This window comes from Acidovorax sp. GW835-FHT14G06 (genome assembly GCF_058793595.1).
Genome location: NZ_JBXAGA010000013.1, coordinates 131,508 through 155,811, shown reverse-complemented (window position 1 = coordinate 155,811; position 24,304 = coordinate 131,508). Strand labels below are relative to the sequence as shown.

The 24,304-nt window shown below is 62.5% G+C and carries 41 protein-coding genes and 1 tRNA gene; 39 read left to right on the top strand and 3 right to left on the bottom strand.

Features of this window, described 5'->3' with window-relative positions; genetic code table 11:
• Positions 1 to 395 precede the first annotated feature (395 nt).
• From AC1Q64_RS21350 to AC1Q64_RS21340, 3 genes are read right to left on the bottom strand one after another with little or no spacing between them, the layout of a single operon-like run.
• A complete protein-coding gene (locus tag AC1Q64_RS21350) occupies positions 396 to 1,259 on the bottom strand; it encodes a hypothetical protein (RefSeq protein ID WP_492252736.1) in 864 nt (287 codons plus the stop codon).
• On the bottom strand, positions 1,231 to 2,076 hold the full coding sequence (locus AC1Q64_RS21345; RefSeq protein WP_492252735.1) for a hypothetical protein: 846 nt from the start codon (positions 2,074 to 2,076) through the stop codon (positions 1,231 to 1,233). The genes AC1Q64_RS21350 and AC1Q64_RS21345 overlap by 29 nt, the downstream gene beginning before the upstream one ends.
• Positions 2,027 to 2,602, bottom strand: coding sequence for a hypothetical protein (locus AC1Q64_RS21340; RefSeq protein WP_492252734.1), 576 nt, complete (start codon positions 2,600 to 2,602; stop codon positions 2,027 to 2,029). Before AC1Q64_RS21340 ends, AC1Q64_RS21345 begins: the two co-directional genes overlap by 50 nt.
• Positions 2,603 to 2,663: 61 nt before the next feature.
• Between AC1Q64_RS21340 and AC1Q64_RS21335 the strand changes: the two genes are divergently transcribed.
• The 39 genes from AC1Q64_RS21335 to AC1Q64_RS21145 all read left to right on the top strand — a co-directional run bounded on the left by AC1Q64_RS21335 (position 2,664) and on the right by AC1Q64_RS21145 (position 24,301).
• A complete protein-coding gene (locus AC1Q64_RS21335; RefSeq protein ID WP_492252733.1) occupies positions 2,664 to 2,882 on the top strand; it encodes a hypothetical protein in 219 nt (72 codons plus the stop codon).
• A gap of 5 nt (positions 2,883 to 2,887) precedes the next feature.
• Entirely contained in the window at positions 2,888 to 3,580 is a 693-nt protein-coding gene (locus tag AC1Q64_RS21330; protein ID WP_492252732.1) for an antA/AntB antirepressor family protein, read from the top strand.
• Complete coding sequence (locus tag AC1Q64_RS21325) at positions 3,581 to 3,853, top strand: hypothetical protein (RefSeq protein ID WP_492252731.1); 273 nt, start codon at positions 3,581 to 3,583, stop codon at positions 3,851 to 3,853.
• A gap of 262 nt (positions 3,854 to 4,115) precedes the next feature.
• Positions 4,116 to 4,466 carry a hypothetical protein gene (locus AC1Q64_RS21320; RefSeq protein ID WP_492252730.1) on the top strand — a complete coding sequence of 117 codons (351 nt, stop codon included), beginning with the start codon at positions 4,116 to 4,118 and terminating at the stop codon, positions 4,464 to 4,466.
• Positions 4,463 to 4,729 (top strand): hypothetical protein, encoded by a 267-nt coding sequence (locus AC1Q64_RS21315; protein WP_492252729.1) that lies wholly within the window; start codon positions 4,463 to 4,465, stop codon positions 4,727 to 4,729. Before AC1Q64_RS21320 ends, AC1Q64_RS21315 begins: the two co-directional genes overlap by 4 nt.
• Positions 4,729 to 5,019: a hypothetical protein gene (locus tag AC1Q64_RS21310; protein WP_492252728.1), complete on the top strand. Its 291-nt coding sequence runs from the start codon at positions 4,729 to 4,731 to the stop codon at positions 5,017 to 5,019. The genes AC1Q64_RS21315 and AC1Q64_RS21310 overlap by 1 nt, the downstream gene beginning before the upstream one ends.
• A complete protein-coding gene (locus AC1Q64_RS21305; protein WP_492252727.1) occupies positions 5,016 to 5,966 on the top strand; it encodes a DUF1376 domain-containing protein in 951 nt (316 codons plus the stop codon). Before AC1Q64_RS21310 ends, AC1Q64_RS21305 begins: the two co-directional genes overlap by 4 nt.
• Complete coding sequence (locus AC1Q64_RS21300; RefSeq protein ID WP_492252726.1) at positions 5,950 to 6,810, top strand: ATP-binding protein; 861 nt, start codon at positions 5,950 to 5,952, stop codon at positions 6,808 to 6,810. Before AC1Q64_RS21305 ends, AC1Q64_RS21300 begins: the two co-directional genes overlap by 17 nt.
• A complete protein-coding gene (locus tag AC1Q64_RS21295) occupies positions 6,807 to 7,025 on the top strand; it encodes a hypothetical protein (RefSeq protein WP_492252725.1) in 219 nt (72 codons plus the stop codon). Before AC1Q64_RS21300 ends, AC1Q64_RS21295 begins: the two co-directional genes overlap by 4 nt.
• Positions 7,022 to 7,213 carry a hypothetical protein gene (locus tag AC1Q64_RS21290; RefSeq protein ID WP_492252724.1) on the top strand — a complete coding sequence of 64 codons (192 nt, stop codon included), beginning with the start codon at positions 7,022 to 7,024 and terminating at the stop codon, positions 7,211 to 7,213. The genes AC1Q64_RS21295 and AC1Q64_RS21290 overlap by 4 nt, the downstream gene beginning before the upstream one ends.
• 44 nt (positions 7,214 to 7,257) lie before the next feature.
• Entirely contained in the window at positions 7,258 to 7,416 is a 159-nt protein-coding gene (locus AC1Q64_RS21285) for a hypothetical protein (protein ID WP_492252723.1), read from the top strand.
• Positions 7,413 to 7,685 (top strand): hypothetical protein, encoded by a 273-nt coding sequence (locus AC1Q64_RS21280; RefSeq protein ID WP_492252722.1) that lies wholly within the window; start codon positions 7,413 to 7,415, stop codon positions 7,683 to 7,685. Before AC1Q64_RS21285 ends, AC1Q64_RS21280 begins: the two co-directional genes overlap by 4 nt.
• Entirely contained in the window at positions 7,682 to 8,029 is a 348-nt protein-coding gene (locus tag AC1Q64_RS21275) for a RusA family crossover junction endodeoxyribonuclease (RefSeq protein WP_492252721.1), read from the top strand. The genes AC1Q64_RS21280 and AC1Q64_RS21275 overlap by 4 nt, the downstream gene beginning before the upstream one ends.
• Positions 8,030 to 8,034: 5 nt before the next feature.
• Entirely contained in the window at positions 8,035 to 8,478 is a 444-nt protein-coding gene (locus tag AC1Q64_RS21270; RefSeq protein ID WP_488845060.1) for a DUF1367 family protein, read from the top strand.
• Positions 8,475 to 8,990, top strand: coding sequence for a nuclease domain-containing protein (locus AC1Q64_RS21265; RefSeq protein ID WP_492252720.1), 516 nt, complete (start codon positions 8,475 to 8,477; stop codon positions 8,988 to 8,990). Before AC1Q64_RS21270 ends, AC1Q64_RS21265 begins: the two co-directional genes overlap by 4 nt.
• Before the next feature lie 57 nt (positions 8,991 to 9,047).
• Positions 9,048 to 9,491 (top strand): hypothetical protein, encoded by a 444-nt coding sequence (locus AC1Q64_RS21260; protein ID WP_492252719.1) that lies wholly within the window; start codon positions 9,048 to 9,050, stop codon positions 9,489 to 9,491.
• 15 nt (positions 9,492 to 9,506) lie between these two features.
• Positions 9,507 to 10,175 (top strand): hypothetical protein, encoded by a 669-nt coding sequence (locus tag AC1Q64_RS21255; RefSeq protein WP_492252718.1) that lies wholly within the window; start codon positions 9,507 to 9,509, stop codon positions 10,173 to 10,175.
• Positions 10,172 to 10,792, top strand: coding sequence for an HNH endonuclease signature motif containing protein (locus tag AC1Q64_RS21250; protein ID WP_492252717.1), 621 nt, complete (start codon positions 10,172 to 10,174; stop codon positions 10,790 to 10,792). The genes AC1Q64_RS21255 and AC1Q64_RS21250 overlap by 4 nt, the downstream gene beginning before the upstream one ends.
• A gap of 81 nt (positions 10,793 to 10,873) precedes the next feature.
• Positions 10,874 to 10,950 (top strand) — tRNA-Met (locus tag AC1Q64_RS21245).
• Between the two features lie 324 nt (positions 10,951 to 11,274).
• The gene (locus AC1Q64_RS21240; protein WP_492252716.1) at positions 11,275 to 11,481 is read left to right on the top strand and encodes a hypothetical protein; all 207 of its coding nucleotides are present in this window, start codon (positions 11,275 to 11,277) and stop codon (positions 11,479 to 11,481) included.
• A 2-nt stretch (positions 11,482 to 11,483) separates the two neighbouring features.
• Positions 11,484 to 11,720, top strand: coding sequence for a hypothetical protein (locus tag AC1Q64_RS21235; protein ID WP_492252715.1), 237 nt, complete (start codon positions 11,484 to 11,486; stop codon positions 11,718 to 11,720).
• Between the two features lie 43 nt (positions 11,721 to 11,763).
• Positions 11,764 to 12,042 (top strand): hypothetical protein, encoded by a 279-nt coding sequence (locus AC1Q64_RS21230; RefSeq protein WP_492252714.1) that lies wholly within the window; start codon positions 11,764 to 11,766, stop codon positions 12,040 to 12,042.
• A 61-nt stretch (positions 12,043 to 12,103) separates the two neighbouring features.
• Positions 12,104 to 12,652: a terminase small subunit gene (locus tag AC1Q64_RS21225; RefSeq protein ID WP_492252713.1), complete on the top strand. Its 549-nt coding sequence runs from the start codon at positions 12,104 to 12,106 to the stop codon at positions 12,650 to 12,652.
• Complete coding sequence (locus tag AC1Q64_RS21220; RefSeq protein ID WP_492252712.1) at positions 12,621 to 14,036, top strand: terminase large subunit domain-containing protein; 1,416 nt, start codon at positions 12,621 to 12,623, stop codon at positions 14,034 to 14,036. The genes AC1Q64_RS21225 and AC1Q64_RS21220 overlap by 32 nt, the downstream gene beginning before the upstream one ends.
• A gap of 2 nt (positions 14,037 to 14,038) precedes the next feature.
• Positions 14,039 to 15,607: a DUF4055 domain-containing protein gene (locus AC1Q64_RS21215; RefSeq protein ID WP_492252711.1), complete on the top strand. Its 1,569-nt coding sequence runs from the start codon at positions 14,039 to 14,041 to the stop codon at positions 15,605 to 15,607.
• A gap of 78 nt (positions 15,608 to 15,685) precedes the next feature.
• Entirely contained in the window at positions 15,686 to 16,795 is a 1,110-nt protein-coding gene (locus AC1Q64_RS21210) for a phage minor head protein (RefSeq protein ID WP_492252710.1), read from the top strand.
• Between the two features lie 198 nt (positions 16,796 to 16,993).
• Positions 16,994 to 17,302 carry a hypothetical protein gene (locus tag AC1Q64_RS21205; protein ID WP_492252709.1) on the top strand — a complete coding sequence of 103 codons (309 nt, stop codon included), beginning with the start codon at positions 16,994 to 16,996 and terminating at the stop codon, positions 17,300 to 17,302.
• Positions 17,303 to 17,451: 149 nt separating this feature from the next.
• Positions 17,452 to 18,231: a DUF6651 domain-containing protein gene (locus AC1Q64_RS21200; RefSeq protein WP_492252708.1), complete on the top strand. Its 780-nt coding sequence runs from the start codon at positions 17,452 to 17,454 to the stop codon at positions 18,229 to 18,231.
• A 65-nt stretch (positions 18,232 to 18,296) separates the two neighbouring features.
• On the top strand, positions 18,297 to 19,601 hold the full coding sequence (locus tag AC1Q64_RS21195; RefSeq protein WP_492252707.1) for a major capsid protein: 1,305 nt from the start codon (positions 18,297 to 18,299) through the stop codon (positions 19,599 to 19,601).
• A 54-nt stretch (positions 19,602 to 19,655) separates the two neighbouring features.
• Positions 19,656 to 19,979 (top strand): HeH/LEM domain-containing protein, encoded by a 324-nt coding sequence (locus tag AC1Q64_RS21190; RefSeq protein ID WP_492252706.1) that lies wholly within the window; start codon positions 19,656 to 19,658, stop codon positions 19,977 to 19,979.
• Between the two features lie 3 nt (positions 19,980 to 19,982).
• Positions 19,983 to 20,468, top strand: coding sequence for a DnaT-like ssDNA-binding protein (locus AC1Q64_RS21185; RefSeq protein ID WP_492252705.1), 486 nt, complete (start codon positions 19,983 to 19,985; stop codon positions 20,466 to 20,468).
• A complete protein-coding gene (locus tag AC1Q64_RS21180) occupies positions 20,465 to 20,845 on the top strand; it encodes a hypothetical protein (RefSeq protein ID WP_492252704.1) in 381 nt (126 codons plus the stop codon). The genes AC1Q64_RS21185 and AC1Q64_RS21180 overlap by 4 nt, the downstream gene beginning before the upstream one ends.
• Positions 20,842 to 21,201: a hypothetical protein gene (locus tag AC1Q64_RS21175; RefSeq protein ID WP_492252703.1), complete on the top strand. Its 360-nt coding sequence runs from the start codon at positions 20,842 to 20,844 to the stop codon at positions 21,199 to 21,201. The genes AC1Q64_RS21180 and AC1Q64_RS21175 overlap by 4 nt, the downstream gene beginning before the upstream one ends.
• A gap of 1 nt (position 21,202) precedes the next feature.
• Positions 21,203 to 21,598, top strand: a complete 396-nt coding sequence (locus tag AC1Q64_RS21170; RefSeq protein WP_492252702.1) for an HK97 gp10 family phage protein — start codon at positions 21,203 to 21,205, stop codon at positions 21,596 to 21,598.
• Positions 21,595 to 22,002 (top strand): phage tail terminator-like protein, encoded by a 408-nt coding sequence (locus AC1Q64_RS21165; RefSeq protein WP_492252701.1) that lies wholly within the window; start codon positions 21,595 to 21,597, stop codon positions 22,000 to 22,002. The genes AC1Q64_RS21170 and AC1Q64_RS21165 overlap by 4 nt, the downstream gene beginning before the upstream one ends.
• A gap of 74 nt (positions 22,003 to 22,076) precedes the next feature.
• Entirely contained in the window at positions 22,077 to 22,589 is a 513-nt protein-coding gene (locus AC1Q64_RS21160) for a Rha family transcriptional regulator (protein ID WP_492252700.1), read from the top strand.
• 137 nt (positions 22,590 to 22,726) lie between these two features.
• Positions 22,727 to 23,368, top strand: a complete 642-nt coding sequence (locus AC1Q64_RS21155; protein WP_492252699.1) for a phage tail protein — start codon at positions 22,727 to 22,729, stop codon at positions 23,366 to 23,368.
• Positions 23,369 to 23,486: 118 nt separating this feature from the next.
• The gene (locus tag AC1Q64_RS21150) at positions 23,487 to 23,981 is read left to right on the top strand and encodes a phage tail assembly chaperone (protein ID WP_492252698.1); all 495 of its coding nucleotides are present in this window, start codon (positions 23,487 to 23,489) and stop codon (positions 23,979 to 23,981) included.
• Positions 23,900 to 24,301: a DUF1799 domain-containing protein gene (locus AC1Q64_RS21145; protein WP_492252697.1), complete on the top strand. Its 402-nt coding sequence runs from the start codon at positions 23,900 to 23,902 to the stop codon at positions 24,299 to 24,301. The genes AC1Q64_RS21150 and AC1Q64_RS21145 overlap by 82 nt, the downstream gene beginning before the upstream one ends.
• Positions 24,302 to 24,304 lie beyond the last annotated feature (3 nt).

The following is a 24,304-nucleotide window of genomic DNA, read 5'->3' as shown; positions in this document are numbered from 1 at the left end:
GCGCCCAGAACAGCGCCCGCTCTTTTTGATCTCGCTGGATACGGCACCCAGCGCGCGACGTTGAAAGCGTCTATGTGCATCAAGGCTGTTGAGGCCAGGGTGGTCCACTGAGTTAGCTCCATCGTCTAGGCCCACGCCTACGATCCCCGGACTCACGCCCACTACACACCGGTTCACCCGGCACCTGCGTTGGTCTGCATGTCGGTGCGCGGCTCGATCACTTGGCACCCGTCGCGGCTTTGGGGCTGCGATGGGTGAATTATTCCCAAATTTGGGAGAAGTGCAACCCAAATTTAGGATGTTTTGAAATTGTTTTATGACCCGTTGGTCAGTAAGTGGTGCGCAGGCGTAAAAAAACCGCCTCGGTGGCGGTTTGGTGGACTGGCGTTGAAGTGCTATGCGGCTTTTGCCATTTCGTAGAGATGGTTCGCTGCTTCCACTGCGTTGATGCAGCGTACTGCGACCACATCGCGGGCTTTGGCTTCTGATTCGATGTAGCGCCATGATTCCGCCAGCGCCTCGACCTGGCGCGCGGTGTATGTGTCTGCGGGGGACTGGTAGCCCACCAGGATTTCGGCCTTGCGGATGGGTAGCAGTTGCTCGCGCCGGAGGGTGTCGAAGTCAAAGAGCTTGAGTTTTAGTGCTCGCACATCTGCCGATACGCTGCGCCCTGGCCGCAGGACGCCGAACTGGGCGACATAGCTGCCGTACTGAAAACCCAGGTTGACCTTTTTCCTGGATGACACCTTCACTGGGATGTTGAACGAAGATTTCAGGGCTTCTTGCCACTCTGCAGTAAGAACCTGGAGGCGAACTTTCTCCGCCCATTCCGCAAAGGCGCGGCGCGCCTCATGATCGGTCTTGTCTTCGAACTGCACACCAAACATAGATAGCGAAAACGCGGAGCTGAGTCGCATCGCTATGTCGAAAACCTCGTTCAAGTCCCGGGCAAGGCAATCTCTCACCGGCCCTATGTTCGAATTGCCAAAGGGCATTTCAAGATGCTGGGCCTCGACCTGGTTCTCAATTTGCCGATGCAAAGATAGCACCGTCTTACCGATCAGAAATTGCATCCCCTTTCCGGCCTGGCCGAAGATGGTCTGAATGGTCGCTGGGGGGATTGCTTGCCGCACTGAAGTTTGCCCGGTTCTACCTCGGACAATGATGGCGATGGTCAGAGATTCACCAGATCCTGGAACAGTCTCTATCTGGACGGGCCACCATTGCGCCTCAAAGGTTGGGATGTCGATGGGTTTCATCGTTTTGAGCGGTGACAGGTGCAGTGTCTATCAGGTATTTCTGGTCGGGAATCACTCTCAGACTGAGCAGCCGGTCTAAGTGCATGAGTCGATTTTGCAGGAACTGTAGCACTTCGTCGTAACAGCCGGTAGCTCCATTCAAAGGCTCTAGCTCAGCGGGGCATCCTCGCAGCTGGAGCTTGTGCACCCTCACTGCAGCTGCGCGAAGAGCTGTCAGCAAAGCGTCTCGGTGATGGGGTTCTGTTTCTTCTCTCAGTCGGTCCCCAAGCCAATTTGTGACAGCTTCATCGGGTGGGATGCCTTTTGCCAATGCAGCCTCATGGTCAATGAGCCACACCGCGCCATAGGGGTCAAACACCACGTCACCCGGCCCGCGCACGTCGTTCACAACAAACTCGTCAAGCACGGCGGCTGCATCCGCTGCCTTTACCTTGCGCAGCATCTCCAGCATCAGGCTGCGGTCGCGAACAGGCGTAGCCATTCCGCGCGGGCCGACCTGTTCGCAGCCAAAGGCCATGATGGCTGGACCCCGTGGCCTACCAACGGTATGCGGTGCTACGCTGACAATGTACGGTTGCGGACAGGGAAGCCCAGAGGCTATCGCCACCTGGGCCACGACCAACTCCGCCACCAGTTGCCGCAGCGTCAGGTTGGGCTTTACGTACAGCATGACATCTGAGGCACCGCTGTATGCAGGGCAAAGCCAAACCTCGTTTCTTGAGCCGTTCAGCCGCTGGCCTGGCGAATGCACAGACCCCGCCTGAATATCAGGCAGAGTGTTTTTTGGGAGGTGAACGACTGTGCTTTTGTTGCTCATGTTGCTCCTGTGCAGCGATCACCCTTGCATCAATCTCTGCTTGGTGGTCTGGAAGAATTTGAGGCGGCATATCCTGCGGGTCTGGCGTCTTCCTGGCTGAATCTGTGGCCTTCCCCAGCAACTCGCCCAGCCGTGCCCGATAGGCCGCAGCATTCGTTTCTACGAGCATAGGCAGCAACTGCTTCAGTTCGGCCTTGGCTGTGGATTGCGCCATCGCATCGAGTACCACCTCCAGCGCCTGGGCAAGGGTGGGGGTGCTTCTTGCGGAGGATTCTGGGTGCAAAAGCTCCCAGACACTGACCCCGAAATAGGCTGCAACGTCTTCCAACTTGTCGAGATGGGCTCCTTCCCCAGTCAGCATGCGCTGAAGCGTGCTGTGTGTTATCGACAAATTTCGACGGGCGGCGTCTTTTTCTATCCGCATCGGCGCACCACGTAGGTTGGACTCCCCGATCAGGCTTTTCAGCCTAACCGAAAGAATTTCACCGGCTGCCTTTGATGTCGTAACCATATTTGGGATTGTCATTGGCAAACAGTCTCAAATTCGGGATTGCAAATTCCCAAATTTGGGCATAACATGCGCTCCTATGAGCAGCATTCTTCAGCCCGTTATTGATCGTCTCCGTGCCGCCGGGCCGGCATCGTGGGAGCAAATCGCAGCGGAGGCTGGTGTTGCCAAGACACTTCCCCGCAAGTTGGTCTATGGCGACCGTGACAACCCAGGTGTTCTGACGATCCAACCTTTGGTGGATTACTTCAGCGCGGTTGATCGTGGCGAGCGTCATTTGCCATCCGTCGCAAAGTAGGCGGCATGACCTCCATCGCCATCCCCCTGGAACTCAACACCATCGGTGCCGAGTCCGTGAAGACCTGCAATGCGCGCAGCGTGTATGCCGAGTTGGGCGTGAAGAAAGACTTCTCCGACTGGATCAAGGTGCAGATCAAGCGCGCCATGCTGGTGGAGAACGTGGACTTCATCACCGTCCCCCAAAAAGGGGAGGGCGGGAAATTCGCCCCGATTGAGTACCACCTGACCATCGAGGCGGGCAAGCACATTGCCATGCTCTCCGGCACGGCCAAAGGCCGCAAGGTGCGCGAGTATTTCCTGGAGTGCGAGCGCCAAGCCAAAGAAGCCGCTGTGGCCCTGACGCCCATGCAGACGCTCCTGCTGGCTGCTCAGCGCCTGGTTGAACTGGAACAGTTGCAGCAGCGCCAAGCCATCGAAATCGCCCAGTTGCAAGAAACCGTGGCCGTGGTTGAGGCCCGCACGCAGCCAGAAAACAAGCACTTCACTGTGCTGGGCTACTGCAACTTGATCGGAAAGCCGGTGGACTTCCGCACCGCATCCGCCTTGGGCCGCAAGTGCGCCGTTCTCTCGCGCGAACAAGGCCTGCAGATTGGCGATGTGCGTGATCCCCGCTTTGGCACGGTGCACAGCTACCACGAGTCTGTACTGCAGGCGGTTCTCGCGTCTGCGCTGCCAGCCTCCAAGGAGGCGGCGTAGATGGCCCCCGACTTCATCTCCCCGCTGCGCCGCGCCTTCGGCTTCAAGTTGCATCCGCTCGTTCTTCCAGACGGTGGCTTGGCATTCGTGCGCTTCCTCCAGTTCGCATCCGGTAACTCGGGCGAAGCCCAGTCCCTGCAAAACGCATGGGCCCGCGAGGTCGGAAAGACCAAGTGGGAGCTGGTCGCCTCCACAGAAGACACCGCAAGTTTCATCGACTGGCTGATCCGCACCCAGTGGGGTGAAGAGTCCACCAACGCTGTTCTGCACTGATTTGTGCAAGCCGCCCACGCCATGGCCCCCGTCCACCCCCTCATCGCCGCTGCAACGGCTTGCTCCTGCACCAGCAGGGGCCTTTTTGATGCATCCCCCCTCATGGCCAAGCGCCAACCGGCTGCCCTCCGTGGCTCTGGTTGTGTGGGTTGGGTGCATCAAAAAGGCGATGTGTTTCGTGTCCTGCATGAAACAAATTTTTGCCCCACCGCAACCGGTAACTCAACCGGTAATCCGTTGATTTCTTTCTATCGAGGCAGCGATGGAACAACTTGCACTCCCTCTCATGGGCCGCTTGGACGGGCCGTCCACTGCTCCCTTTTCGCTAGTGACCATGGCCGGAACGTACCGCGAGGCCGTCAGGCTTGCTTGGCGTCTGCGCCGGGTGCATTACGCGACTCAGCGCCAGCTAGCGGCCGAGGCCGGGCTGTATGCCCCGCATGTGTCGGACTACCTCTGCGCGGACGACAAGCCGTCGCGGCGCAGCTTGCCTGCGGAGCACATCCCGGCATTCGAGGCGTTCGTGGGCAACACGCTGGTGACGCAGTGGATCGCTTCGAAGGCCAAGCTGACCGTGTTGGAGGAACTGCAGGCAACCAAGGCAGCCGCATGAACCACAGCCTCCCCCTCAACGCCTTCCAGTCGGTGCGCCCCCGTGGCCCCGACATGGACATCCCCGCAGCCCCCCCCCGCAAGACCAATCACATCCGCGCACCCATTGAGGGCAATGTGCAGCGTGCTTTGGACTCCAAGGGCCGCCCCACGGTAACCATGCCGCCGCGGGCCACGGGTGCGATTTCGATCAACACCCGCCGCGTCAGCGCCGCCACCTTGGCGAAGCAGGCGCGCACGGATCAAACCGGAGGTGCCGAGTAATGCGCACCAGCCAGCACGACCTCTTCGGCGCGGCACCAGCTCCGCGCAACTTCGACCAGGACGCATTGGGCTTCTTGATCGCCTATGCGCGCAAGCACAAGGGCCAGGCATTCAGCGCTGAGCACGTCACGCTGGCGGCCCAGGAAAAGGGCATTGCGCCCGACGACCTGCGTGCATGGGGCGCTGTGTTCACCCAGGCAGCGCGCGATGGGCATATCCGCCGCAGCGAGGTGCTTTTCTCGCGCTCCATGGGCAATGGCTCGCTGGCGCCCGGGTGGATTGCTGCATGAGCAACATCCCCGAACCGCTGACCCCAGCGGAATGCGACCTGACTGACTTCCAGTACATGGAGTTGGACGTTCGCCGCCTGCGCGATTCCAAGTTCGCAGCCACACCCAAGGGCGATGCCTTCCGCGCCGGAATCATGCTGTGGTGCGCTGCTTGGCACCAGGTCCCGGCCGCATCGCTGCCTGACGACGACGTGGAGCTGGCCAACCTCGCCGGGTATGGACGCATGCCTATTTCCGTGAAGGAATGGAAGAAGGTGCGCACCGATGCCCTGCATGGGTTCGTGAAGTGCACCGACGGGCGCCTCTATCACCCGGTCATCGCAGAGAAGGCGATTGCCGCCTTCGAGTCCAAGCGCAAGTACGCCTACGAGAAGTATTGCGACCGCCTGCGGAAAGAGAACGCCAAGCGCGCCAAAGAAGGCAAGCCGCTGTTTGGAATTCCTTCGCGCGAGCTGTGGAATTCCGGCGCGTACCCACATGGAATTCCGCCAGAACAAGAGCAAATTCCGGCGGAAAACGCTCAAGGTTCCGCAGGAGTTCCAGACGAAAACGCTCTTAGAGGGAACAGAACAGAACAGAACGGAGAGGGAACAGAACCTTATTCCGTTACTGACGTAACGGGCGGCGCCGCCGCCAAGTCCGCCGCCGAGCTGACGAAGGACGAGCTGTGGAAGGCGGGCAAGTCCCTGCTGAGCCAATCCGGCCTGCCGCCTGCGCAGTGCGGCTCGTTCGTCGGAAAGCTGGTCAAGGACTACGGCGACCAGATCGTGGTGGACGCCGTGCGCGCCGCCGTGACCACCCGGCCCGCCGACCCTGTGGAATACCTCAAGGCCACCTGCATGCACGCCGCCAAACAGCGCGGCACCAAATCGAAGCCGTCTGCGCACACCGGACTGGCCAACCTCAACTACTCCGAAGGCGTGAACGAAGATGGAACATTTGCCTGAACCCTCGGCGACGCCCGTTGCCGCGAAACCGAACATCGGTAAGCATGATCTGGGCGAAATCGCCAGCACCTGCGAGAAGCACGGTGAGTACACCTCGACTGGTGTCCGCTACCTGCTTGGCCGGGTCCAGCGCGAGGTGTGGACTCCCTGCCCGGATTGCGAAGAGGCTCGCATTGCTGCCGAGCGCAAGGCGGAGGCGGAGAAGGCTGCGACAGCCGCCCGCCAGCGCCTGGAAGCCATGCTGCATGAGGCCGCGATTCCCGCCCGGTTTGCAGGACGCACCTTGGCGTCATTCAACGCTGAAACGCAGGAGCAACAGCGCGCGCTGCGCGTGGCCACCGACTTCGCGACGAATTTCGATGACCGTTTGCGTCGCGGCGAATCCCTGATCCTGCTGGGCGCACCAGGGACAGGGAAGAGCCACATCGCGGCGGCCATCCTGCAGGCGATCATGCCCGAGCACTGCGGGCTGTACACGACCTGCGCCGGCCTGATCCGCGCCGTGCGCAACACATGGCGCAAGGACTCGGAGCGCTCCGAAGGGCAGGTGTTGGCCATCCTCGCCGAAGTCCCTCTGCTGGTCATCGATGAGGTGGGGGTGCAGTACGGAACCGACAGCGAACAGAACATCCTGTTCGAGGTGCTGGACCGTCGCTACCGCGACATGATGCCCACCATCCTGCTGGCGAACCTGAAGCTCAAGCGGGAGAAGCCCGAAGACCCAGCAGGGCTGCGGGAAGTGCTGGGTGATCGCGTTTATGACCGTCTGACGGAAACAGCGCGCATCGTCACCTTTGAGGGAGAGAGCTACCGGGCGAGGGCTCGCAAGGAGGCCTCATCGTGACCCGCGCCGAAGCCCTCCGCAAGCTTCTGGCCATCGGTGCCCTGTGCCGCCAGGAGATCGAGAACGTCATGGGCGGCGAGCCCGCCGAGGTGGCCGGAGCCATCAGCACCCTGCGTGCCCGTGGTGAGCTGGTCTACGTCCGCGACGGCCGCCAGCAGACGTTCTACCGCCTGACCGACGAGGCCCGCGCCCGTGCGTTCGGGAGCCCGGCATGACTCAGAAATTGCACTGCGCCCGCTGCGGCCGCGTCACCCTGCACCCTGCCGTTGTCATCGGCGCCCAGCCCTTTGGCCGCGTTTGCGCTCGCAAGGCCGGTCTGATCCAGCCCAAGCGCCGGGGCAGGGCATCCGAGGCATGCCGGGACAACCGCACTCTCGATCTGTTTGGAGGTGCCCATGCATGACATGCGCCACCTGTACCCACTGGTCCCCAAAGCAGGCCGGAGCTATGGCAAAGCACCGCATGTGCCCGTGTGCCCTGGGCAAACCGTGGACGTTCTTTGGACCCGAGCACCTGTGCGCCAAGCACAAGGAGGCGGAGCCGGATGTGGTGGCCGCGCGCGTGGCCTGGGTCAACAAATCGACCGCCAAGGGGAGCCGCACATGACGGAAGCCACAAAGCGCTACACATTGCGCCAGCGAAAGGTCATGGACCTGCTCAGCTCAGGCCAGCCGGTCAGCCCCACGGACTTGCGCCGCGCCTGCGGCCTGGGTGTCAACGCACTGCACCGCGTCCTGATCCAGCTCACGGAGGCCGAGCGCATCCATGTGGTGCTGGTGGAAGGGGAGCAGTGGTACGCCAAGTCAGAGGGGCCGCTGCCGACGCTGGCGACGGCGTGGGCCAATGCGCCGGCCAGCGAAGGAGCGAGCGCATGACCACGCTGCAGCTCACCCTGCCATGGCCGCCCACAGCCCTGAGCCCAAACACCCGCCAGCACTGGTCCGCACTCTCGCGCGCCAAGAAGGCCTACCGCCACGCCTGCGCCATCACCGCCCGCCAGCAGGGCGCGGCCCGTTCCGAGGCGAAGAAGCTGCACGTCTCCCTGGTGTTCGTGCCGCCAACGCGCCGCGCCTACGACCTGGACAACCTGCTGGCCCGGATGAAGTCTGGCCTGGATGGGCTCGCCGACGTGCTGGGGGTGGATGACCGCCATTGGAAGCTGGAGATCGACCGGTCCGACGAGATCGGCGGATTCGTGCGCGTGGAGGTCACAGCGTGAAAGCCATGCTCATCAAGTCCCCCAAGGGCCTGGTCGGCAGCACGCCCGCCGATCAGGACGCATGGGCCAAGTTCAAGCGCCGCCTGGAAACCATGAAGCCCGGCACCTGGCTGCGGATGGAGTGGAGCCGGCCGCGCAACGGGGCGCACCACCGCAAGATGTTCGCGCTGCTGCAGCTGGTGGCCGAGAACAGCGAAACCTACAACACGCCCGAAAAGGCGCTGGTGGCCGTGAAGCTGGCTGCGGGCTACTTCGATCCAGTGCCCGACCCGCGCACGGGCGAAATCGTGCCGGTGCTGCACAGCGTCAGCTACGACGCCATGGACCAGGACGCTTTCGAGGCTTTCTACAGCGCTGCCCTGGACGGAGTGCTGCAGGTCATCTTGCCGACGATGCCGCGCGAGATGGCCGACCACCTGATGGAGATGATAGTGGAGGGCTGGGCGTGAAAAGAACCGGCTTCCGCCCCCGCGCTCCCCGCCGCGAGCAGCGCGACCCAGACCGCGTGCGCGCCATGCCAGCCGTTACGCCCGGGGCCTTCCGCGCGCCGCAGCCGGTGGTGGCCGCGCCCGCCGCAGCGCCGAAGTCGGCCGCCCAGCGCAACGCCCACCTCCGCGACATGGCCCGGGGCATGCCCTGCCTGCTTCGCGTTCCCGGCGTGTGCACCCAGGACCGCGCCACAGTGGTGTGCTGCCACAGCAACCTGAGCATCCACGGCAAGGCAGGCGCACGCAAGGCAGACGACCACTACAGCGTGTGGGGCTGTTCCGCTTGCCACCAGTGGCTGGATCAGGGCCCAGCGCCGCGCGCGCAGAAGGCCTCCGCATTTATGGCCGCCCATCTGGCCCAGGTGCTGGAGTGGCGCGCCATCGCGTTCGACAGCCGCAGCCAGGCGCGGGACCGGGCCGCCGCCGAATGGGCGCTGGAGCGGCTGAATGCCACCGCCGTGCAACCAATCTGAACTGGTCGAAAGGGAAACGTGATCTCACAAAGCAAATTCCGGGTAATCCACCAATCCATGAGCGGGATTGCTCAAAAGGTGTACGCCGCAGTGCCGTGCGCAGCGCCTTGGTCGGTTTCCTACATCCACTCCGAAATGCAGCGCCTTGGCAGTTCAACCCGCGATGTGCGCATCGTTCAGGGCTGCCTGAATAGCCTGAAAGACGCGGGCCTGATCCAAGAGGCGTCGAAAGGCCTTTTTGTTCGCACCCAGATCAAACCCAATCCAGCAGCAAATTCAACACCACAGGAGCAGCCAGTGACCCAGCAGCAGCAAATCCCCGCGAAACAGAAGCCTCTTCGGACGCCATTGGCCATCCTCAATGACCTGGCAGCCAAGTGTAAAGCGCTCCAAGACGAAATCGAGATGGCCGCATTGGAGATCGATGAATACGTGACCGCCAAGGATGGTGACGCCGCCAAGCTGAAGCAGCTGCAGACCCTTTTGAAGAGCCTGAGCTGAACTGAAAGGGAGACCATGTACCAAGACGACCGCCGCACCATTGAGGAAAGCTACGCATCGGCCACGGCCAGCTCGGACCTGCGCTGTGACACCCGCGAGGGTGCACCGCGCTCCGATACCGACCTGCTGATCGCCGCCGGTTGGTCACCCAGCCGCATCGGGGCCGCACTGCTGCGCCTGCACACCGAGTGGGATGGCGCCGAGCACCTGCGGCCAACCACCGGCGCCGACTTCGCCCAGGCGGCCCGCGCGCGCCAGCCTGTAGCTCTCTCGCAAACGCCGTCCATGGCCCGTGCAGTGGCCGACAAGCTGGCCGCAGAATTCAACCACCAGCAGGCCAAAGCTCTGATGTCGCACCTGAAGACCATGCCCGTGGTCTGCGAGCAGCTGACCCTGCAGCTCCTGAAGTGGAAGGTGGAAGACGCCGAGCAAGTGGCCGGCGCGCTGCTGCGCTGGTGGCTGGCCCCCAACTGCCACGCTTGCAACGGCCGCAAGTTCGAGGTGATTCCGGACACCGGCCGCCTGTCGAGCAAGCACTGCAAGCCCTGCGGCGCTACGGGAAAGTTACGGATTCCGCACGGGGAGGCGGGGCGCAGGCTGGCGAACTGGATGGATGAAGCTGTTTCGCTGGCGCGGGCTGGCATTTCTCGCCGCCTCAGGGATTCCATGGGGCGTGCGTCATGACTTTGATTTCTCTGGAGCGCTTGAAAGAGCTTCTGCACTATGACCCAGATACCGGCTTGTTCACCAGGAAGGTGAGGAGGGGAAATAACACCAAGGAAGGTGATATCTGCGGGTCTGTTGATGCCGATGGCTATTTGCGGATGATGCTAGACGGTAGGGTTTATCGCCTCCAGCGCCTGGCTTGGTTCTATTGCTATGGAGTCTGGCCGAATGGGGTTGTGGATCACAAAAACAGAATTCGCGATGACAACCGAATTGACAACCTCAGGGACGTCACGCAATCCGTGAACATGGAAAACCAGACCAACTCCCGAAGCGTTCGCGGCACAGGGTTCCTTGGCGTGACCGTTTGCCAATCAAAGTATCAAGCGCGCATTCAGAAGGAGGGAAAGCCATTTTTCATCGGAAGCTTTGCAACGCCCGAAGAAGCAAGCCGGGCCTATTGGGATGCGAAAAAACGGCTTCATGAGATTCCTGCGCAACTCGATCAGAAAGCGCTTGCACACCACAATGGGGCGCAATTAGAATTGCAACCGTCGATTGCAGAGGGCGCTGACCCTCTCGCCCGGCGACTCTCCGCTGAATGTCACCACGCAACAGCCTGGCACCGCCTGTAGCGACGTGGGAAGACCTCGATAGGAGAACTCGCCCTCGATTTTTGAAGCCCGCTGGTTCGCCCTGCGGGCTTTTTCATTTGTCGCGGTGTAGCTCAGCCTGGTAGAGCAGCGGGTTCATACCCCGCGCGTCGTCGGATCGAAGCCGACCACCGCAACCATTTCCGCCGTGTGCCCGAGAGGCCGAAGGGTGACCAAGCTAAAGGGATTGGCGTGGCGCCTGGGCCAATACGCCGGTCTCCCTGGGTTCGAATCCCAGCGCGGCACCACGTTCGCTCAGCCAGGCCCCGCCAGACACATCCTCGATTGCCCTGGATCGTCCTGCGCTGAGCAACCTACACAACCACCCCGGAAGCTGGACGGGAGCGCCCTGACCAGGCGCTGAACTCCTGCGGCTGCCCAGCCGTCACCAGCAGAGGTAGCGAACGGCAAGCCCTGCGGCCCATGCGGGTCGTTGCCCGAAGGGCTCTTAACTGGGGATGTACATGAACGAGGCAAGCATGAACGGCGGTGGAAGCCGTTGCATTGAAGTGGATGGTCCGCAGGGCGTCGAGCGCAGGCCTATCGACCATGTGCGCATTGACGCCCGCGACCGTGCCGCCCAGGTGGTGCCGCAGTTGCGCGCTGGTGAAGAGGTTTTCCAGACGGTTGACGGTCGCTGCGCTGTTGTGCAGACCGGGTATGGGCGTTGACCATGGAACTGGAATACACCCGCGTCGAGTCCTTCGAAGTGAAGGGCATCCGCTTCACATGCGTTTCCAAGTGGAACGGCATGGAGGAATGGAAGGACGACAAGGGCCGCAAGATGATCGTTGCGCGCGGCGTTCAGGCTGGTTTCTTTGGCGCGTTCAATGAATTGTTTGCTCCATCGGCCGGGAAGCTCCAAGTGATTTCTGCAGCGCCTGACCTGGTTGCGCTGCTGAAGGCATGACCATGGGAAGCGACGCAAGCATTGAAGGCTGGGACGACTGACCATGGCATCTACCCGAACAATCCGCAGGCGCGCGCTGAAGAAGGTGCGTGATGGCAACGTCATGAAGTGGACATGCAAGCGGTTTGAAGATGCAACCGACTGGGGTAGATCCATTCGCATGATTGCTGAGGGCTTCCGGATGATCGAAAGCCAACTCAAGGCCATGGCATTGGGCGCCCACCGTGTCAGCCCAGGCGATGGCGACTGCTACGGCAAATGCCGGGGTGGTATTGGCAACGTGCCCGGCACCGCTGAGGCCCTGAGCCGATTGACGGCATGAAACTCCAGCGCATCCCCAACAGGCTGACATCCATAGCCACCACATCAACCTGAGAGAAACCATGGCACTGACCGCAAAGCAGCAACGCTTTGTAGCCGAGTACCTGATTGACCTGAACGCAACCCAGGCCGCAATCCGGGCCGGGTACAGCGAAAAGACGGCAGCCGAGCAGGCGAGCCGCCTGTTAACAAATGTCAAGGTTGCGGAGGCCATCCAAGCAGCGATGAAAGCCCGCAGCGAGCGGACCGAAATCAATGCCGACTGGGTGCTCAAGCGCCTGGCGCGCGATGCAACTGCCGACCTCGCGGACCTGTACACGGAGCACGGAACCCTGAAGCCTGTACACGAATGGCCTATTGCCTGGCGCACCGGGCTGGTGGCCGGCATTGAGACCGTGCAGGAGCGCGATGGCGAGGACGCAGAAGGCAAGCCGGTGTACGCCACCGTGCGCAAGGTTAAGCTGCTGGACCGCACAAAGCTTGTCGAGCTGATCGGCAAGCATGTGGAAGTCGGCGCCTTCAAGGAGAAGGTCGAGCACAGCGGCGAGATCAAGACGCCCGAATTGAAGCTGGTGCTCCATGGAACTAAGCCTTCACCCGCAGCAAACTGAGGCGTTTCTTTCCACTGCGACGGAGATCCTGTACGGCGGCGCGGCCGGAGGGGGCAAGAGCCACCTGATGCGCGTGGCGGCCATCTCCTGGTGCACGGACATTCCCGGGCTGCAGGTGTATATCTTCCGGCGCCTGTCGGACGACCTGGCCAAGAACCACATGGAGGGGCCGACCGGGTTCCCAGCGCTGCTGAGCGAGTGGATCGATGCAGGGTATGTGAAGACGAACGACTCGAAGAACTTCATTGAGTTCTGGAACGGGTCGAAGATCCACCTCTGCCACTGCCAGTACGAGAAGAACGTGACCAAGTACCAGGGTGCCGAGATTCACGTCCTGATGATGGACGAGCTGACCCACTTCACGGACAAGATTTACCGCTACCTGCGCGGCCGGTGCCGACTGGGCGGGCTGAAGCTGCCAAAGAAATACGTTGGCCTGTTTCCCCGCGTAGTGGCCGGCTCGAATCCCGGCGGCGTGGGCCACAACTGGGTGAAGGCGACTTTCATCGACCCTGCGGCCCCGATGCAGATCGTGCAGCAAGCGAAGTCGGAAGGCGGCATGCGGCGGCAGTACATTCCCGCCAAGCTCAGCGACAACCCGACGCTGCAGGAGAACGATCCTGACTATGTTGACCGGCTGGAAGGCCTGGGCAACGCTGCGCTGGTCAAGGCCATGCGTGATGGCGACTGGAACATCGTCGCCGGAGGCATGTTCGATGACGTGTGGGAAGAGGGCCGGCATGTGCTGGTGCCCTTCGCCATCCCCAAGAGCTGGCGCATCGATCGCGCATTCGACTGGGGCAGCAGCAAGCCCTTCAGCGTGGGTTGGTGGGCAGAGTCGGACGGTACAGAAGCCATCATGGCGGACGGCACGAAGCGCACGTTCCCGCGCGGCACGCTGTTCCGCATCGCGGAGTGGTACGGCTGGAACGGTCGCCCGAATGAGGGCCTGAAGCTGAGCGACGCCGGGATTGCCGATGGCATCGTGAAGCACCAGACCGACCTTGGGATTGCCGACCGCGTGCGCCCCGGGCCAGCCGACAGCAGCATTTTTGACGAGACCAACGGCGACAGCCCGGCCAAGATCCAGGAGCGCCACAAGGTGCGGTGGGAGAAGGCCGACAAGTCGCCCGGCAGCCGCAAGCGTGGCTGGCAGCTGATGCGAGGCCGATTGATGGCGTCCAAGGCGCCAAGGATGGAAGAGCCGGGCCTGTTCGTGTTCAACACCTGCAGGCAGTTCATCCGTACTTTTCCCGTCCTGCCACGCAGCGACAAAGACCCCGACGACATCGACACCGATGCAGAAGACCACGTTGCTGACGAATCGCGTTACCGCGTCCTGGCCGTGAAGCGCACGGTTTCTGTTGCTCCACTTCGCATGTAGCCATGGCCCACAAAGTTCAACACCAATCCAGCGAAGTGCAGGCATTGAGCCAAAACTGGCCCATCGCCGAAGCCCTGCTGGGTGGCACGCGGGCCATGCGGGCGGCTGGAACCGCCTTCCTGCCGAAGTGGCCCGGCGAGGATAAGGAAAGCTACGACGCCCGCCTGGCAACCGCCACGCTGTTCCCCGCCTTTGGCCGCACGCTGGGCGTGATGTCCGGGAAGCCCTTCAGCAAGCAGATCACGCTGGGGGAAGACACACCGGCCAAGATCAAGACCTGGTGCGATGACGTGGACATGCAGGGCAACAGCCTGCACACCTTCGCCGCCATGATGATGGACGAGGCCCTGGGCTTCGGGCTGGCGGGCATTCTGGTGGACTACCCCCGCGTGTCGAATGCCCGCACCATGGCCGACGAGCGAGCCATTGGCGCCCGCCCGTACATGGTGGCCATCCGGCACGGCCAGATTCTTGGCTGGAAGGCTCAGCGCAGCAACGGCGCCACGGTGCTGACGCAGCTGCGCCTGGCCGAGAGCAAAGAAGAGGACGACGGCGAATTCGGCGTGAAGCAGGTGCCGCGCGTGCGGGTGCTGACGCCGGGCGCATGGGCCGTCTACATGCCCGGGTCCAAGCAGGAGGACGACTGGGTGCTGGAAGAGCGGGGCACCACGACTCTGAAGGCCATCCCCTTCGCGCCGGTCTACGGCCGCAAGCGCGGGTTCATGGATGGCGTCTCCCCGCTGCTGGACCTGGCCTACCTGAACGTCAAGCACTGGCAGAGCCAGAGCGACCAGGACACCATCCTGCATGTCGCCCGGGTGCCCATCCTGGCGTTGATCGGCGGCGACGACCCAGGGGTGGACGGGACTGGCGGCACCCAACTCACTGTCGGCGCATCTGCTGCAGTTCGGCTGCCAAAGGACGGCGACCTGAAGTTCGTGGAGCACACGGGCGCAGCCATTGATGCCGGCGCCAAGTCCCTGGAAGCGCTGGAAGATCAGATGATCCAGACAGGCGCCGAGCTGCTGGTGCAGAAGCCCGGGCAGCGCAGCGCCACGGAGGCGAGCAACGACGCTGAGGCCAACAAGTCGGAGCTGCAGCGCATCACCGAGGGGTTCGAGGACTCGCTGGACCAGGCGCTGCAGTTCATGGCGGCCTGGGTGAATGAGAAGCAGGGCGGACATACGTCGCTCTACAAGGACTTCTCAGCGTCCACCCTGACCGACGCAAGTGCACAGCTGGTGCTGTCGCTGCAGCAGGGCGGCCTGATCAGCAAAACCACAGCGCTGAAGGAATACCAGCGGCGCGGAACACTCTCGCCAGACTTGGACCCAGCCACTGAGATTGACGCCGTGCAGGAGGAAGGCCCGGCACTTGGATCAATGGAAGGCGGGGCTGATATTGGGAGTGCAATGTCAAAGCTTGATTCGGCAATCGCGCTGCATGAAAAGCACATGAATGGCACTGCACCAACTACCGGGCCTGAAGGCGAAAAGTCACAACAGAAAATGATGGATCAAATGGTTGCTGCTCGCACTGCTCTTGGCGGAAGCCCCATGGCTGGGATGTAAAATGTATGGAGGACTAGCATGAAAAATGGAATGAAAATGCCAAAGAAGCCGAAGCCACCGAAGAAGAAATAATCGCCAGTGGCAAACACAGTCAACGACCTGCTGCAGTCCGAGGCGATCCGCCACCAAGTGGCGCTGCAGGGGCTGAGCAATAACGTGGTGACGCGAATAATCGCCACGCTCAACAGGTCTGATAAGCGCATCTTTGCGGAACTGGCCGACCGGCTGGAGCGCATGGACGCCACCAGCTTCTCCATCGAGCGTCTGGAGTCCATGCTGACCAGCGTGCGCAGCATGAACACCCAGGCATTCGCCGAGGTGGAGCGAGAGCTGACGCAGACGTTGCGGGAATTCGTAGCCTATGAGGCGGCGTACCAGAACCAGGTGCTGGTGGCCCATGTGCCCGTGGTGGTGCAGGTGGCCAGCGTGGCGCCAGAGGCTGTGTATGCGGCGGCCATGGCCCGTCCGTTCCAAGGCGTGATGCTGCGCGAGGTGTGGAAAGAGCTGGACGCCAAGAAGATGCGCCAGGTGCGCCAAGCCATCGCCAGCGGGTTTGTGGAAGGAAAGACCACTGACCAGATCATCCGGGAGCTGCGCGGCACCCGGGCGAAGGGGTTTGCGGACGGCCTGATTGAGGTGACGCGGCGCGATGCGGAGGCCGTGACCCGCACGGCTCTGGGCCACATGGCGCGGTTCGCCCAGGACATGACGGTAGAGGCGAACACCGACCTGATCAAGGCGCTGGTGTGGTCATCGACCATTGACCTGCGGACCTCGCCGCCGTGCCGGGCCCGCGACGGCAAGCAGTACACGACGGCGCACAAGCCCATCGGGCACGCTCTGCCATGGCTGGGTGGCCCAGGTGCGCTGCACTGGCGGTGCCGCAGCCATGCGACCTACGTGCTGAAAAGCTACCGCGAGCTGGGCATAGATGTGCCCGAGGTCGTGGTGGTGGGCAAGACCCGTGCGAGCCTGGACGGCCAGGTGCCGGCAGAGACAACCTATGCTGAGTGGCTGAAAGAGCAGTCGTCGGCGCGGCAGATCGAGGTGCTGGGCCCGACGCGGGCGCGGCTGATGAGCGAAGGCAACCTGCCGCTGGAGCGGATGTACTCGCAGAACGGGCGGTATCTGACGCTGGACCAGCTACGGGAGAAGGACGCGGAGGCTTTCAAGCGGGCGGGGTTGTAGGCAAAATGGCGGTATGACCGTCAATGAACTGATCGCATGGCTATCGCGGCTGAGCGCCGAAGAGCGTGAGTTGCATGTGTACGCAGGGTGCAACTCTCAGGACGACCCGAACCCAGTAGTTGAGCCACAGATTCAGGTTGACGACAGGCCTCGATACGATGGCTGTGGCGACCAGATGGCGAGCAAGTGGATCGCGCTTTGAGTTCGCTTCGCATAGTCCCACCCACAGAACCCGACGCCAAACAGGCCGCCATCGAGCGCGTCAAGGCCATGAAGCGCGCGCCGGGCATGTTGCAGTGTTCGAAGTGCGGCGGCCGGGACACCATGACGGTGGTCACTGGCTCCTACATCGGCCAGGATGGCAAGATCAAGCGCGGCACGGTGACGGCGGACAAGGTCTGCTACCACTGCGACAAGCGCGGCATTCTCAGCTTCATGGTGCAAGACCCGCCGAAGCTGGTGAAGGAGCCGAAGCCCAGGCGGACGAAGCCGAAGGCTGTGAAGTAACGAATTCAGGTCACAAGACCAACCCAACAACCCGCCCAGGCGCAAGTCTCGGCGGGTTTTTTCATGCCCAGACGCCGGATGGCTGAGGGCGCATCGGGTCCGGATGGACTCACCCGTACTGAGGGCGGATGCCCAAGGAAACAGCAACCATGCCATTTAAATTCGACGCCAACGGCGCAATCGTTCTCCAAGAAGTCAACGGCCAGAAGCTGCCTGTGTTCGTGCATGCCGACGGCAAGGAAACGGCCTTCGATGGTGACAGCACCATCGCCACCATTTCCCGCCTCAACGGTGAAGCCAAGAGCCACCGCGAGCGCGCAGAAGCCGCTGAAGGCGCGCTGAAGCCATTCAAGGATGCCGGGATTGAAGACCCCGTGGCAGCCGCGAAGGCTCTGAGCACCATCAAGAACCTGGACGACAAGAAGCTGGTGGATGCCGGCGAAGTCGAAAAGGTGAAGGCCGAAGCCATCAAGGCAGTGGAGGACAAGTACGCCCCAGTGGTGAAGAAAGCGACCGAGCTGGAACAAGCCCTGTACGGCGAAAAGATCGGCGGTGCGTTCGCGCGCTCCAAGGTCATCGCCGACAAGTTCGCCATCCCGGCGGACCTGGTGCAAGCCCGCTTCGGCAACGCTTTCAAGATCGAAGAAGGCAAGACCGTCGCCTACGACGCCCAGGGCAACAAGATTTTCAGCCGTGCTCGCCCCGGTGAGCTGGCCGACTTCGAAGAAGCCCTGGAAACCCTGGTGGACCAGTACCCCTACAAGGACCAGATCCTGAAGGGCACCGGCGCATCCGGCGGTGGCGCCCATGGCGGCAATCAAGGTGCTGGCGGGAAGAAGACCATGACCCGCGCGCAGTTCGATGCTCTGGACCCGACGGCCAAGGCCGCTGCGGTCACCGGCAAGGATGCCGTGCAGATCACCGACTGACCACGTTTCAACCATCCCCCAATCGGGCCGCCATGTGCGGCCTTTTTCATTTCCGAAAGGCCATCATGAAAGCCACTCTCTCCAAATTGCGCTTCGTCGCTCTCGCCCTGGTCGCGGTTGTCGCGGCCATCCTGCCCATGGCAACCGTCGCCGCTGCTGCGGCCCGCGTGTTCGAGTTCACGCACTCCTGGGTGACCCAGAAGAAGCAGGACTTCGCCCTCGGTGCCAACACCTTGACCGGCCTGATTCCCACGCTCTACGAGGCGCTGAATGTGGTTTCCCGTGAAATGGTGGGTTTCATCCCCGCCGTTCGTCGTGACAGCAACGCAGAGCGCGCGGCCGTGGGCCAGACGGTTCGCATTCCCCTGGGTGAATCCGGCGCGCTGGAAGACATCACGCCTGGCGCGACCCCTGCCAACAGCGGCGACACCACCGTGGGCTTTGCCGACATCACGATCAGCAAGTCCAAGGCTGCGCCCATCCGCTGGAACGGTGAAGAGCAGAAGGCCGTGGGTTCCACTGGCACCTACAACCAGATCCTGGCCGACCAGTTCGCTGACGGCATGCGCAAGATTGTGAACGCCATGGAAATCGACCTGGCTGTGTCCGCGAAGACCGGCGCATCCCGCGCCTACGGCACTGCTGGCACCACGCCCCTGGGCACTGCTGGCGACCTGTCCGACCTGGCTGGCGTTGCGAAGATCCTGGACGACAACGGCGCCCCGGTGGTCAACCGCCAGCTGGTGCTGAACTCGGCATCCATCGCCAACCTGCGCGGCAAGCAGTCGGTTCTGTTCAAGGTCAACGAAGCTGGCTCCAGCGACATGCTGCGCACCGGCATGACCGACCTGCTGCAGAACATGGCCGTGCGCTACTCGGCTGGCATCCAGCAGCACGTCAAGGGCACTGGCGCCAGCTACGTGACCAACGGTTCCACTGCTGCTGGCGTGCGCGACATCGCGCTGATCACCGGCACCGGCACGGTGCTGGCTGGTGATGTGGTGACCTTCGCCGCTGACTCTGCCAACAAGTACGTGGTCGGCACTGGTGTGGCTGCTCCCGGAACGATCAGCCTGAACCGCCCTGGCGCGCTGATGACCATCCCGACGGCCAACGCGCTGACCGTGGGCAACAGCTACACCGGCAACTTCGCGTTCAGCCGCAATGCCCTGGTGCTGGCCTGCCGCGCTCCTGCCGTGCCAGAAGGTGGCGACTCTGCCGACGACTCCATGATGATCACGGACCCCGTGACCGGCCTCACCTTCGAGGTGCGCGTGTACCGCCAGTACCGCCAGGTCAAGTTCGAGATCTGCATGGCCTGGGGCACTGGCGTGACCAAGCCTGAGCACATCGCCACTCTGCTGGGCTGATGAGCTGCTGGGGGCTTAGGCCCCCGGCCTATTTCCTGCGAACCGGAGAACACCATGACCGACAACGAACTGATCCCTGTGACCAAGCACGGCGAGTACATCGAAGTGCACCCCGTGGCCCTCTCGCAGCATGAGGCCCTTGGCTGGGTGAAATGCGCCCGCCAGGAGTCTTCCGACAACGAGCCCGACGGCGCCAAGAAGGCCCCCACGGTGCCCGAGATCAAGGCCACCTTGGAAGCCGCTGGCGTGCCGGTGCCCGAAGGCGCCAAGAAGGCCGACCTGCAGGCCCTGCTGACCGCCTTTGAGCGCTCGGGCCTGTCCGGCGCCGAGTGGAACAACCTGGCCGACGAAGACCGCGCCGCCCGCATCGCCCAGTAAGCCATGGCCCTGATCGTCGCCCCCGCCACGGGCGCGGAGTCCTACATCTCCGTCGCCAATGCAGACGCCTGGCACGTAGCCCGTGGCAATGCTGCCTGGGCGCTCCTGACCACCGAGGCCAAGGAGCAGGCCCTGCGCAAGGCCACCGACTACATGGGCCGGTACTCTGGCCGCTGGAAAGGTGAGCGCTTGAACGCTGGGCAGGTGCTGGACTGGCCCCGCGCTGGCGTGGTGGTGGACGGCTACGAAATCAACTGGGAGACGGTCCCGGCTGCCATTGCCAACGCCTGCGCGCTGCTGGCGCTGAAGGCATCGGCCGGCGACATCGCCCCCGACATGGGCCCGCAGAAGCAGAGCGTGAAGGTGGGGCCGATTGAGACCACCTATGCGTCCGGCACTCGGCAGGCTACGCGGTATCAGTCTGCCGAAACCCTTCTGGCTCCGTATCTGGCTGGCAGTGCAGGGCAGGTGAGAGTGGTGCGGTCGTGAAGCCAAAATGGCTTGATCGCCGCGTGGCCGCCCCCGGGCCGTTCCTCTGCCTGGTGCTGAGCCAAGCCGAGTGTGACGCCGCCATGAAGGCCTGCAAGCTGCCCGCGACGCCGTACCTCGCATCACCACGCGCCGACGCCACAACGCACCTGTTGACCAATGGCAAGGGCGAGTCGGTCGCCATCGTGGCTCTGGGCGACACATTGGGCCGCTCCAGCATCGAGATCGCGGGCCTACTGGTCCATGAGGCCGTGCACGTCTGGCAAGAGCACTGCGCGAACATCGGCGAGCGCCGCTGCGGTTCGGAGCAAGAGGCCTACGGCATTCAGGGCATCGCCCAGACGTTGCTGGAAGAGTACGCCCGGAGGATCGCATGACCTTCTACGCCGAAATGGCCCAGGTGGCCGACGAGATCCTGCGCGAGTTCGGCGCCACTGGCACGCTCACCTACAAGACCCGCAGCGGTCAATACGACCCAGACCTAGGCGATTACCCAGAAGTCGAGGTGACGCAGGATTGCACCGCCGCGGTGTTCCCCGTTGACCAGAAGCTGGTGGACGGCACCACGGTGCTGGCTACCGACGAGCAAGCGTACCTGTCGGCCGTCGGCCTGAGCATGCCCGAGCCCACGCACGTCCTGACGCTGGGCGGCGTGGCCCGCACGGTGGTCCGCGCGAAGAACCTTGCCCCGGCTGGCACCTCGGTGCTGGTGGAACTCATCGTGAGGCGCTGATATGGGATTCGCTGCCGACCTGAACAAGCTCTGCGAGCGCGCTGGCGAGAAGGCCGCACTGGTGGTCCGCCGCGCCGCGCTGGAGCTGCAGAGCGGGATGATTGAAAAGAGCCCGGTGGACACGGGGCGCTTCCGCTCAAATTTCCAGTGCGGCATCGGCGCCATGAACACGGACACGTCCGCCGCGCCAGAAAAGAGCGGTTCGTCTGCCCTGGGCCGCACAGAAACCACCCTGCAAGGCTGGAAGCCTGGGCAGACCATCTGGCTCACAAATTCATTGCCCTATGCGGCGCGAATTGAGCGAGGGTGGTCGCAGCAGGCGCCAACCGGAGTTGTCCGCCTCACCGTGCAGGCCTATAGCGACGCCGTGAAGAAGGCTGTGGAGAGCATCAAGTGACCATCGCCCTGATCGAAGCCGCGCTGGAAGAGCGCCTGCTGGCCATCACGCCCGCCATCGCCACCGCGTTCGAGAACAAGACCTACACGCCCGTGGCCGGCACGGAATACCAGCGCATCAACCACCTGACCAATACCCCGGTGGATCACGCCGTCACGCTGGATGTGACCGAGGACCGGGGAATCCTGCAGGTGTCGCTGTTCTACCCACTGGACAATGGCCGGGTGCCCGCCAAGACGCGGGCCCAGTTGATCCGCGACCAGTTCAAGCCTCCGCTGACGCTCACCAAGGGCGCGGTGAAGGTCGAAATCACCAAGACGCCAAGCATTGGCAGCGGCTACCCGGATGGGGACCGCTACATGGTGCCAGTGTCCATTTACTGGCGTTCGTTCCAGACCTCATAACCGGCGCAAGACCGGCCCCAGCAAACCGCCCATTGAGGCGGTTTTTTCATTTGTGCATCACGAAAGGACACACCATGCACACCATTGAAAGCCTCGTTGTCGTTGTGAATGGCGAACCGCTCGCCAGCTCGGATGTCATTGCCAAAGGCATGAAGACCAAGCACAAGAACGTGATGGAGTTGCTGCGCCGCCACGCGGGCACCTTGACGCAATTCGGCCCTTTGGCGTTTGAAACGCGAAAGGGTAAGGCGCTGGCCCATGGTGGTTTTGCGAAGGCGACTGAGGTAGCCATGCTCAACGAGCGCCAGGCCGCGCTGCTGATTTCGCTCATGCGCAACAGCGACGAGGTGGTCGCATTCAAGGCGGGCCTGATTGCTGAGTTCTACCGCATGCGCGATGCGCTGCAGCAGCGCACCAACAACCTCTGGCAACAGATGCACGCGCTGATCGCACAGGAAGTCGAGTCCAAGGTCCGCGCCTCGTTCGGCTCACACCTGATGCTGGAGCGCAAGAAAGAGATTCCCGAATTCCGCGAGCAGTTCGCGCGGCTGGAGAGCGAGATCCAGCCAGCGCTGCCGCTTCACTGAACCCTCCACGGTCCTTTCGTGGTTGCCCGCTTCGGCGGGCTTTTTTATTTCCCCGCCCGAAAGGGCATTCCCAAGCCCGATGAGGGCGCAACCAACCGCTGAAAGGCGGTTTTTTTTCGTCCAAAGAAAGGCCCACCATGTCGGCATTCCTCCCTGACGGCGCAACCGTCGCCCTCGCAACCGCCTACGGCTCTTCGAAGACCGTCTCGGCGGCCACCAATGCAAACCCTGGCGTCTTGACCGCCACCGCTCACGGGATGGCCAACGGCGCGTTCTACGAGCTGAAATCCGGCTGGCAGAAAGTCAACGACCGCATTTTCAAGGCCGCCAACGTGGCCGCGAATGCGGTTGACCTGACTGGTATTGACACCACGGATACCAGCCGCTTTCCGGCAGGCTCCGGCACTGGCAGCCTGCGCGAAATCACGGCATTCACGCAGATCGCGCAGATCCTGGAATTCACAACCAACGGCGGTGACCAGCAGTTCTCCAACTTCTCGTTCCTCGAAGAGGATTACGAGCGCCAACTGCCCACGGTGACCAGTGCCCAGTCGATCCAGATCGGCATTGCCGATGACCCGACGCTGGCCGGCTACATCGCCCTGAAGGCCGCCGGCGAGGCGCGTGCTATCCGTGCGCTGAAGGTCACCCTGCCGAACGGTTCTGTGCTGCTCTACAACGGCTATGTCTCTTTCAACGAGACACCCACCCTGACGAAAGGCAGCGTGATGCAGGTCAACGCGACGATCTCTCTGCAAGGCCGCCCAACCCGCTACTAAGCGGCATCCATCCACGGCCTACGGCCACCCCAGCACCGACGCATCCGGCTTCTTTCCTTCGCAGGGAAGGGCCGGGTGTGCACGGGCATGTTCAAACCTGCGAAGAAAGTAATTCACCATGACAACCAAACTCGTCATCGGCAAGTCCGCCCCCAAGTCGTTTCCCATGAAGGTCGAAGTTCCGACCCCACACGGGCCATGCGAGATCAATTTCGAGGCGAAGTACCTCCCATCCACCGAATGGGCGAAGTTGCGCGAGGCGCATGCTGAAGCGATCAGCAAGGCCACCCAGGAGTTGTTCGACGCCGCCAAAGTTGAGGCTACGCGTGCCTACACCATCGCCTCGCAGAATGCCCCCAAGGTCGCCACCACCGACGAAGAGCGCGAGAAGGAAATCCTGGCGCTGATGAAGCCCATCAAGGACAGCGAGTTTGAATCGCTGAAAGCCAAGTTCAGCGGCGAGCTGATCTCCAAGATCGTGACCCACTGGGACTTGGACGACACCCTCTCCGTTGCCAGTCTCACAGAAATGTGCGACCAATACGCCGGATCGGCGGAAGCGGTGTTCAAGGCCTACAACGAGACGCGCGAGGGCACCCGCACAAAAAACTGAAGGGCATCGGGCGGGCCATCTACGAGAAACCGCCCGATGCCAAGAAGCTGGCAGTCTGGGGGCTGAAGCCCTCGGACTACCCTGACAAGATCGTAGAAATTTGGCCTGAGCACGAAGACGCATACCGGTCGTTCGTGGCGGTTTCCACCCAGTGGCGGGTCGGCGGAATGGGCGGCGCGCCAGGGCTGGACTACCAGGCGGTGTTCGCCACGCTGGCCAGCCTGCACCGCAACAAGACAGAAGCTGAGCGTGACGCCATCTTTGCGGAGCTGCAGGTGATTGAGCGCGCGGCCCTGGACGAGATGAACCGGGAAGACTGATTC

Bases quoted from the DNA above. Each gene is read 5' to 3' on its own strand.
- AC1Q64_RS21350 (WP_492252736.1), bottom strand. From the start codon at position 1,259: ATGAAACCCATCGACATCCCAACCTTTGAGGCGCAATGGTGGCCCGTC.
- AC1Q64_RS21345 (WP_492252735.1), bottom strand. From the start codon at position 2,076: ATGAGCAACAAAAGCACAGTCGTTCACCTCCCAAAAAACACTCTGCCT.
- AC1Q64_RS21340 (WP_492252734.1), bottom strand. From the start codon at position 2,602: ATGACAATCCCAAATATGGTTACGACATCAAAGGCAGCCGGTGAAATT.
- AC1Q64_RS21335 (WP_492252733.1), top strand. From the start codon at position 2,664: ATGAGCAGCATTCTTCAGCCCGTTATTGATCGTCTCCGTGCCGCCGGG.
- AC1Q64_RS21330 (WP_492252732.1), top strand. From the start codon at position 2,888: ATGACCTCCATCGCCATCCCCCTGGAACTCAACACCATCGGTGCCGAG.
- AC1Q64_RS21325 (WP_492252731.1), top strand. From the start codon at position 3,581: ATGGCCCCCGACTTCATCTCCCCGCTGCGCCGCGCCTTCGGCTTCAAG.
- AC1Q64_RS21320 (WP_492252730.1), top strand. From the start codon at position 4,116: ATGGAACAACTTGCACTCCCTCTCATGGGCCGCTTGGACGGGCCGTCC.
- AC1Q64_RS21315 (WP_492252729.1), top strand. From the start codon at position 4,463: ATGAACCACAGCCTCCCCCTCAACGCCTTCCAGTCGGTGCGCCCCCGT.
- AC1Q64_RS21310 (WP_492252728.1), top strand. From the start codon at position 4,729: ATGCGCACCAGCCAGCACGACCTCTTCGGCGCGGCACCAGCTCCGCGC.
- AC1Q64_RS21305 (WP_492252727.1), top strand. From the start codon at position 5,016: ATGAGCAACATCCCCGAACCGCTGACCCCAGCGGAATGCGACCTGACT.
- AC1Q64_RS21300 (WP_492252726.1), top strand. From the start codon at position 5,950: ATGGAACATTTGCCTGAACCCTCGGCGACGCCCGTTGCCGCGAAACCG.
- AC1Q64_RS21290 (WP_492252724.1), top strand. From the start codon at position 7,022: ATGACTCAGAAATTGCACTGCGCCCGCTGCGGCCGCGTCACCCTGCAC.
- AC1Q64_RS21285 (WP_492252723.1), top strand. From the start codon at position 7,258: ATGGCAAAGCACCGCATGTGCCCGTGTGCCCTGGGCAAACCGTGGACG.
- AC1Q64_RS21280 (WP_492252722.1), top strand. From the start codon at position 7,413: ATGACGGAAGCCACAAAGCGCTACACATTGCGCCAGCGAAAGGTCATG.
- AC1Q64_RS21275 (WP_492252721.1), top strand. From the start codon at position 7,682: ATGACCACGCTGCAGCTCACCCTGCCATGGCCGCCCACAGCCCTGAGC.
- AC1Q64_RS21270 (WP_488845060.1), top strand. From the start codon at position 8,035: ATGCTCATCAAGTCCCCCAAGGGCCTGGTCGGCAGCACGCCCGCCGAT.
- AC1Q64_RS21260 (WP_492252719.1), top strand. From the start codon at position 9,048: ATGAGCGGGATTGCTCAAAAGGTGTACGCCGCAGTGCCGTGCGCAGCG.
- AC1Q64_RS21255 (WP_492252718.1), top strand. From the start codon at position 9,507: ATGTACCAAGACGACCGCCGCACCATTGAGGAAAGCTACGCATCGGCC.
- AC1Q64_RS21250 (WP_492252717.1), top strand. From the start codon at position 10,172: ATGACTTTGATTTCTCTGGAGCGCTTGAAAGAGCTTCTGCACTATGAC.
- AC1Q64_RS21240 (WP_492252716.1), top strand. From the start codon at position 11,275: ATGAACGAGGCAAGCATGAACGGCGGTGGAAGCCGTTGCATTGAAGTG.
- AC1Q64_RS21235 (WP_492252715.1), top strand. From the start codon at position 11,484: ATGGAACTGGAATACACCCGCGTCGAGTCCTTCGAAGTGAAGGGCATC.
- AC1Q64_RS21230 (WP_492252714.1), top strand. From the start codon at position 11,764: ATGGCATCTACCCGAACAATCCGCAGGCGCGCGCTGAAGAAGGTGCGT.
- AC1Q64_RS21225 (WP_492252713.1), top strand. From the start codon at position 12,104: ATGGCACTGACCGCAAAGCAGCAACGCTTTGTAGCCGAGTACCTGATT.
- AC1Q64_RS21220 (WP_492252712.1), top strand. From the start codon at position 12,621: ATGGAACTAAGCCTTCACCCGCAGCAAACTGAGGCGTTTCTTTCCACT.
- AC1Q64_RS21215 (WP_492252711.1), top strand. From the start codon at position 14,039: ATGGCCCACAAAGTTCAACACCAATCCAGCGAAGTGCAGGCATTGAGC.
- AC1Q64_RS21200 (WP_492252708.1), top strand. From the start codon at position 17,452: ATGCCATTTAAATTCGACGCCAACGGCGCAATCGTTCTCCAAGAAGTC.
- AC1Q64_RS21195 (WP_492252707.1), top strand. From the start codon at position 18,297: ATGAAAGCCACTCTCTCCAAATTGCGCTTCGTCGCTCTCGCCCTGGTC.
- AC1Q64_RS21190 (WP_492252706.1), top strand. From the start codon at position 19,656: ATGACCGACAACGAACTGATCCCTGTGACCAAGCACGGCGAGTACATC.
- AC1Q64_RS21185 (WP_492252705.1), top strand. From the start codon at position 19,983: ATGGCCCTGATCGTCGCCCCCGCCACGGGCGCGGAGTCCTACATCTCC.
- AC1Q64_RS21175 (WP_492252703.1), top strand. From the start codon at position 20,842: ATGACCTTCTACGCCGAAATGGCCCAGGTGGCCGACGAGATCCTGCGC.
- AC1Q64_RS21170 (WP_492252702.1), top strand. From the start codon at position 21,203: ATGGGATTCGCTGCCGACCTGAACAAGCTCTGCGAGCGCGCTGGCGAG.
- AC1Q64_RS21160 (WP_492252700.1), top strand. From the start codon at position 22,077: ATGCACACCATTGAAAGCCTCGTTGTCGTTGTGAATGGCGAACCGCTC.
- AC1Q64_RS21155 (WP_492252699.1), top strand. From the start codon at position 22,727: ATGTCGGCATTCCTCCCTGACGGCGCAACCGTCGCCCTCGCAACCGCC.
- AC1Q64_RS21150 (WP_492252698.1), top strand. From the start codon at position 23,487: ATGACAACCAAACTCGTCATCGGCAAGTCCGCCCCCAAGTCGTTTCCC.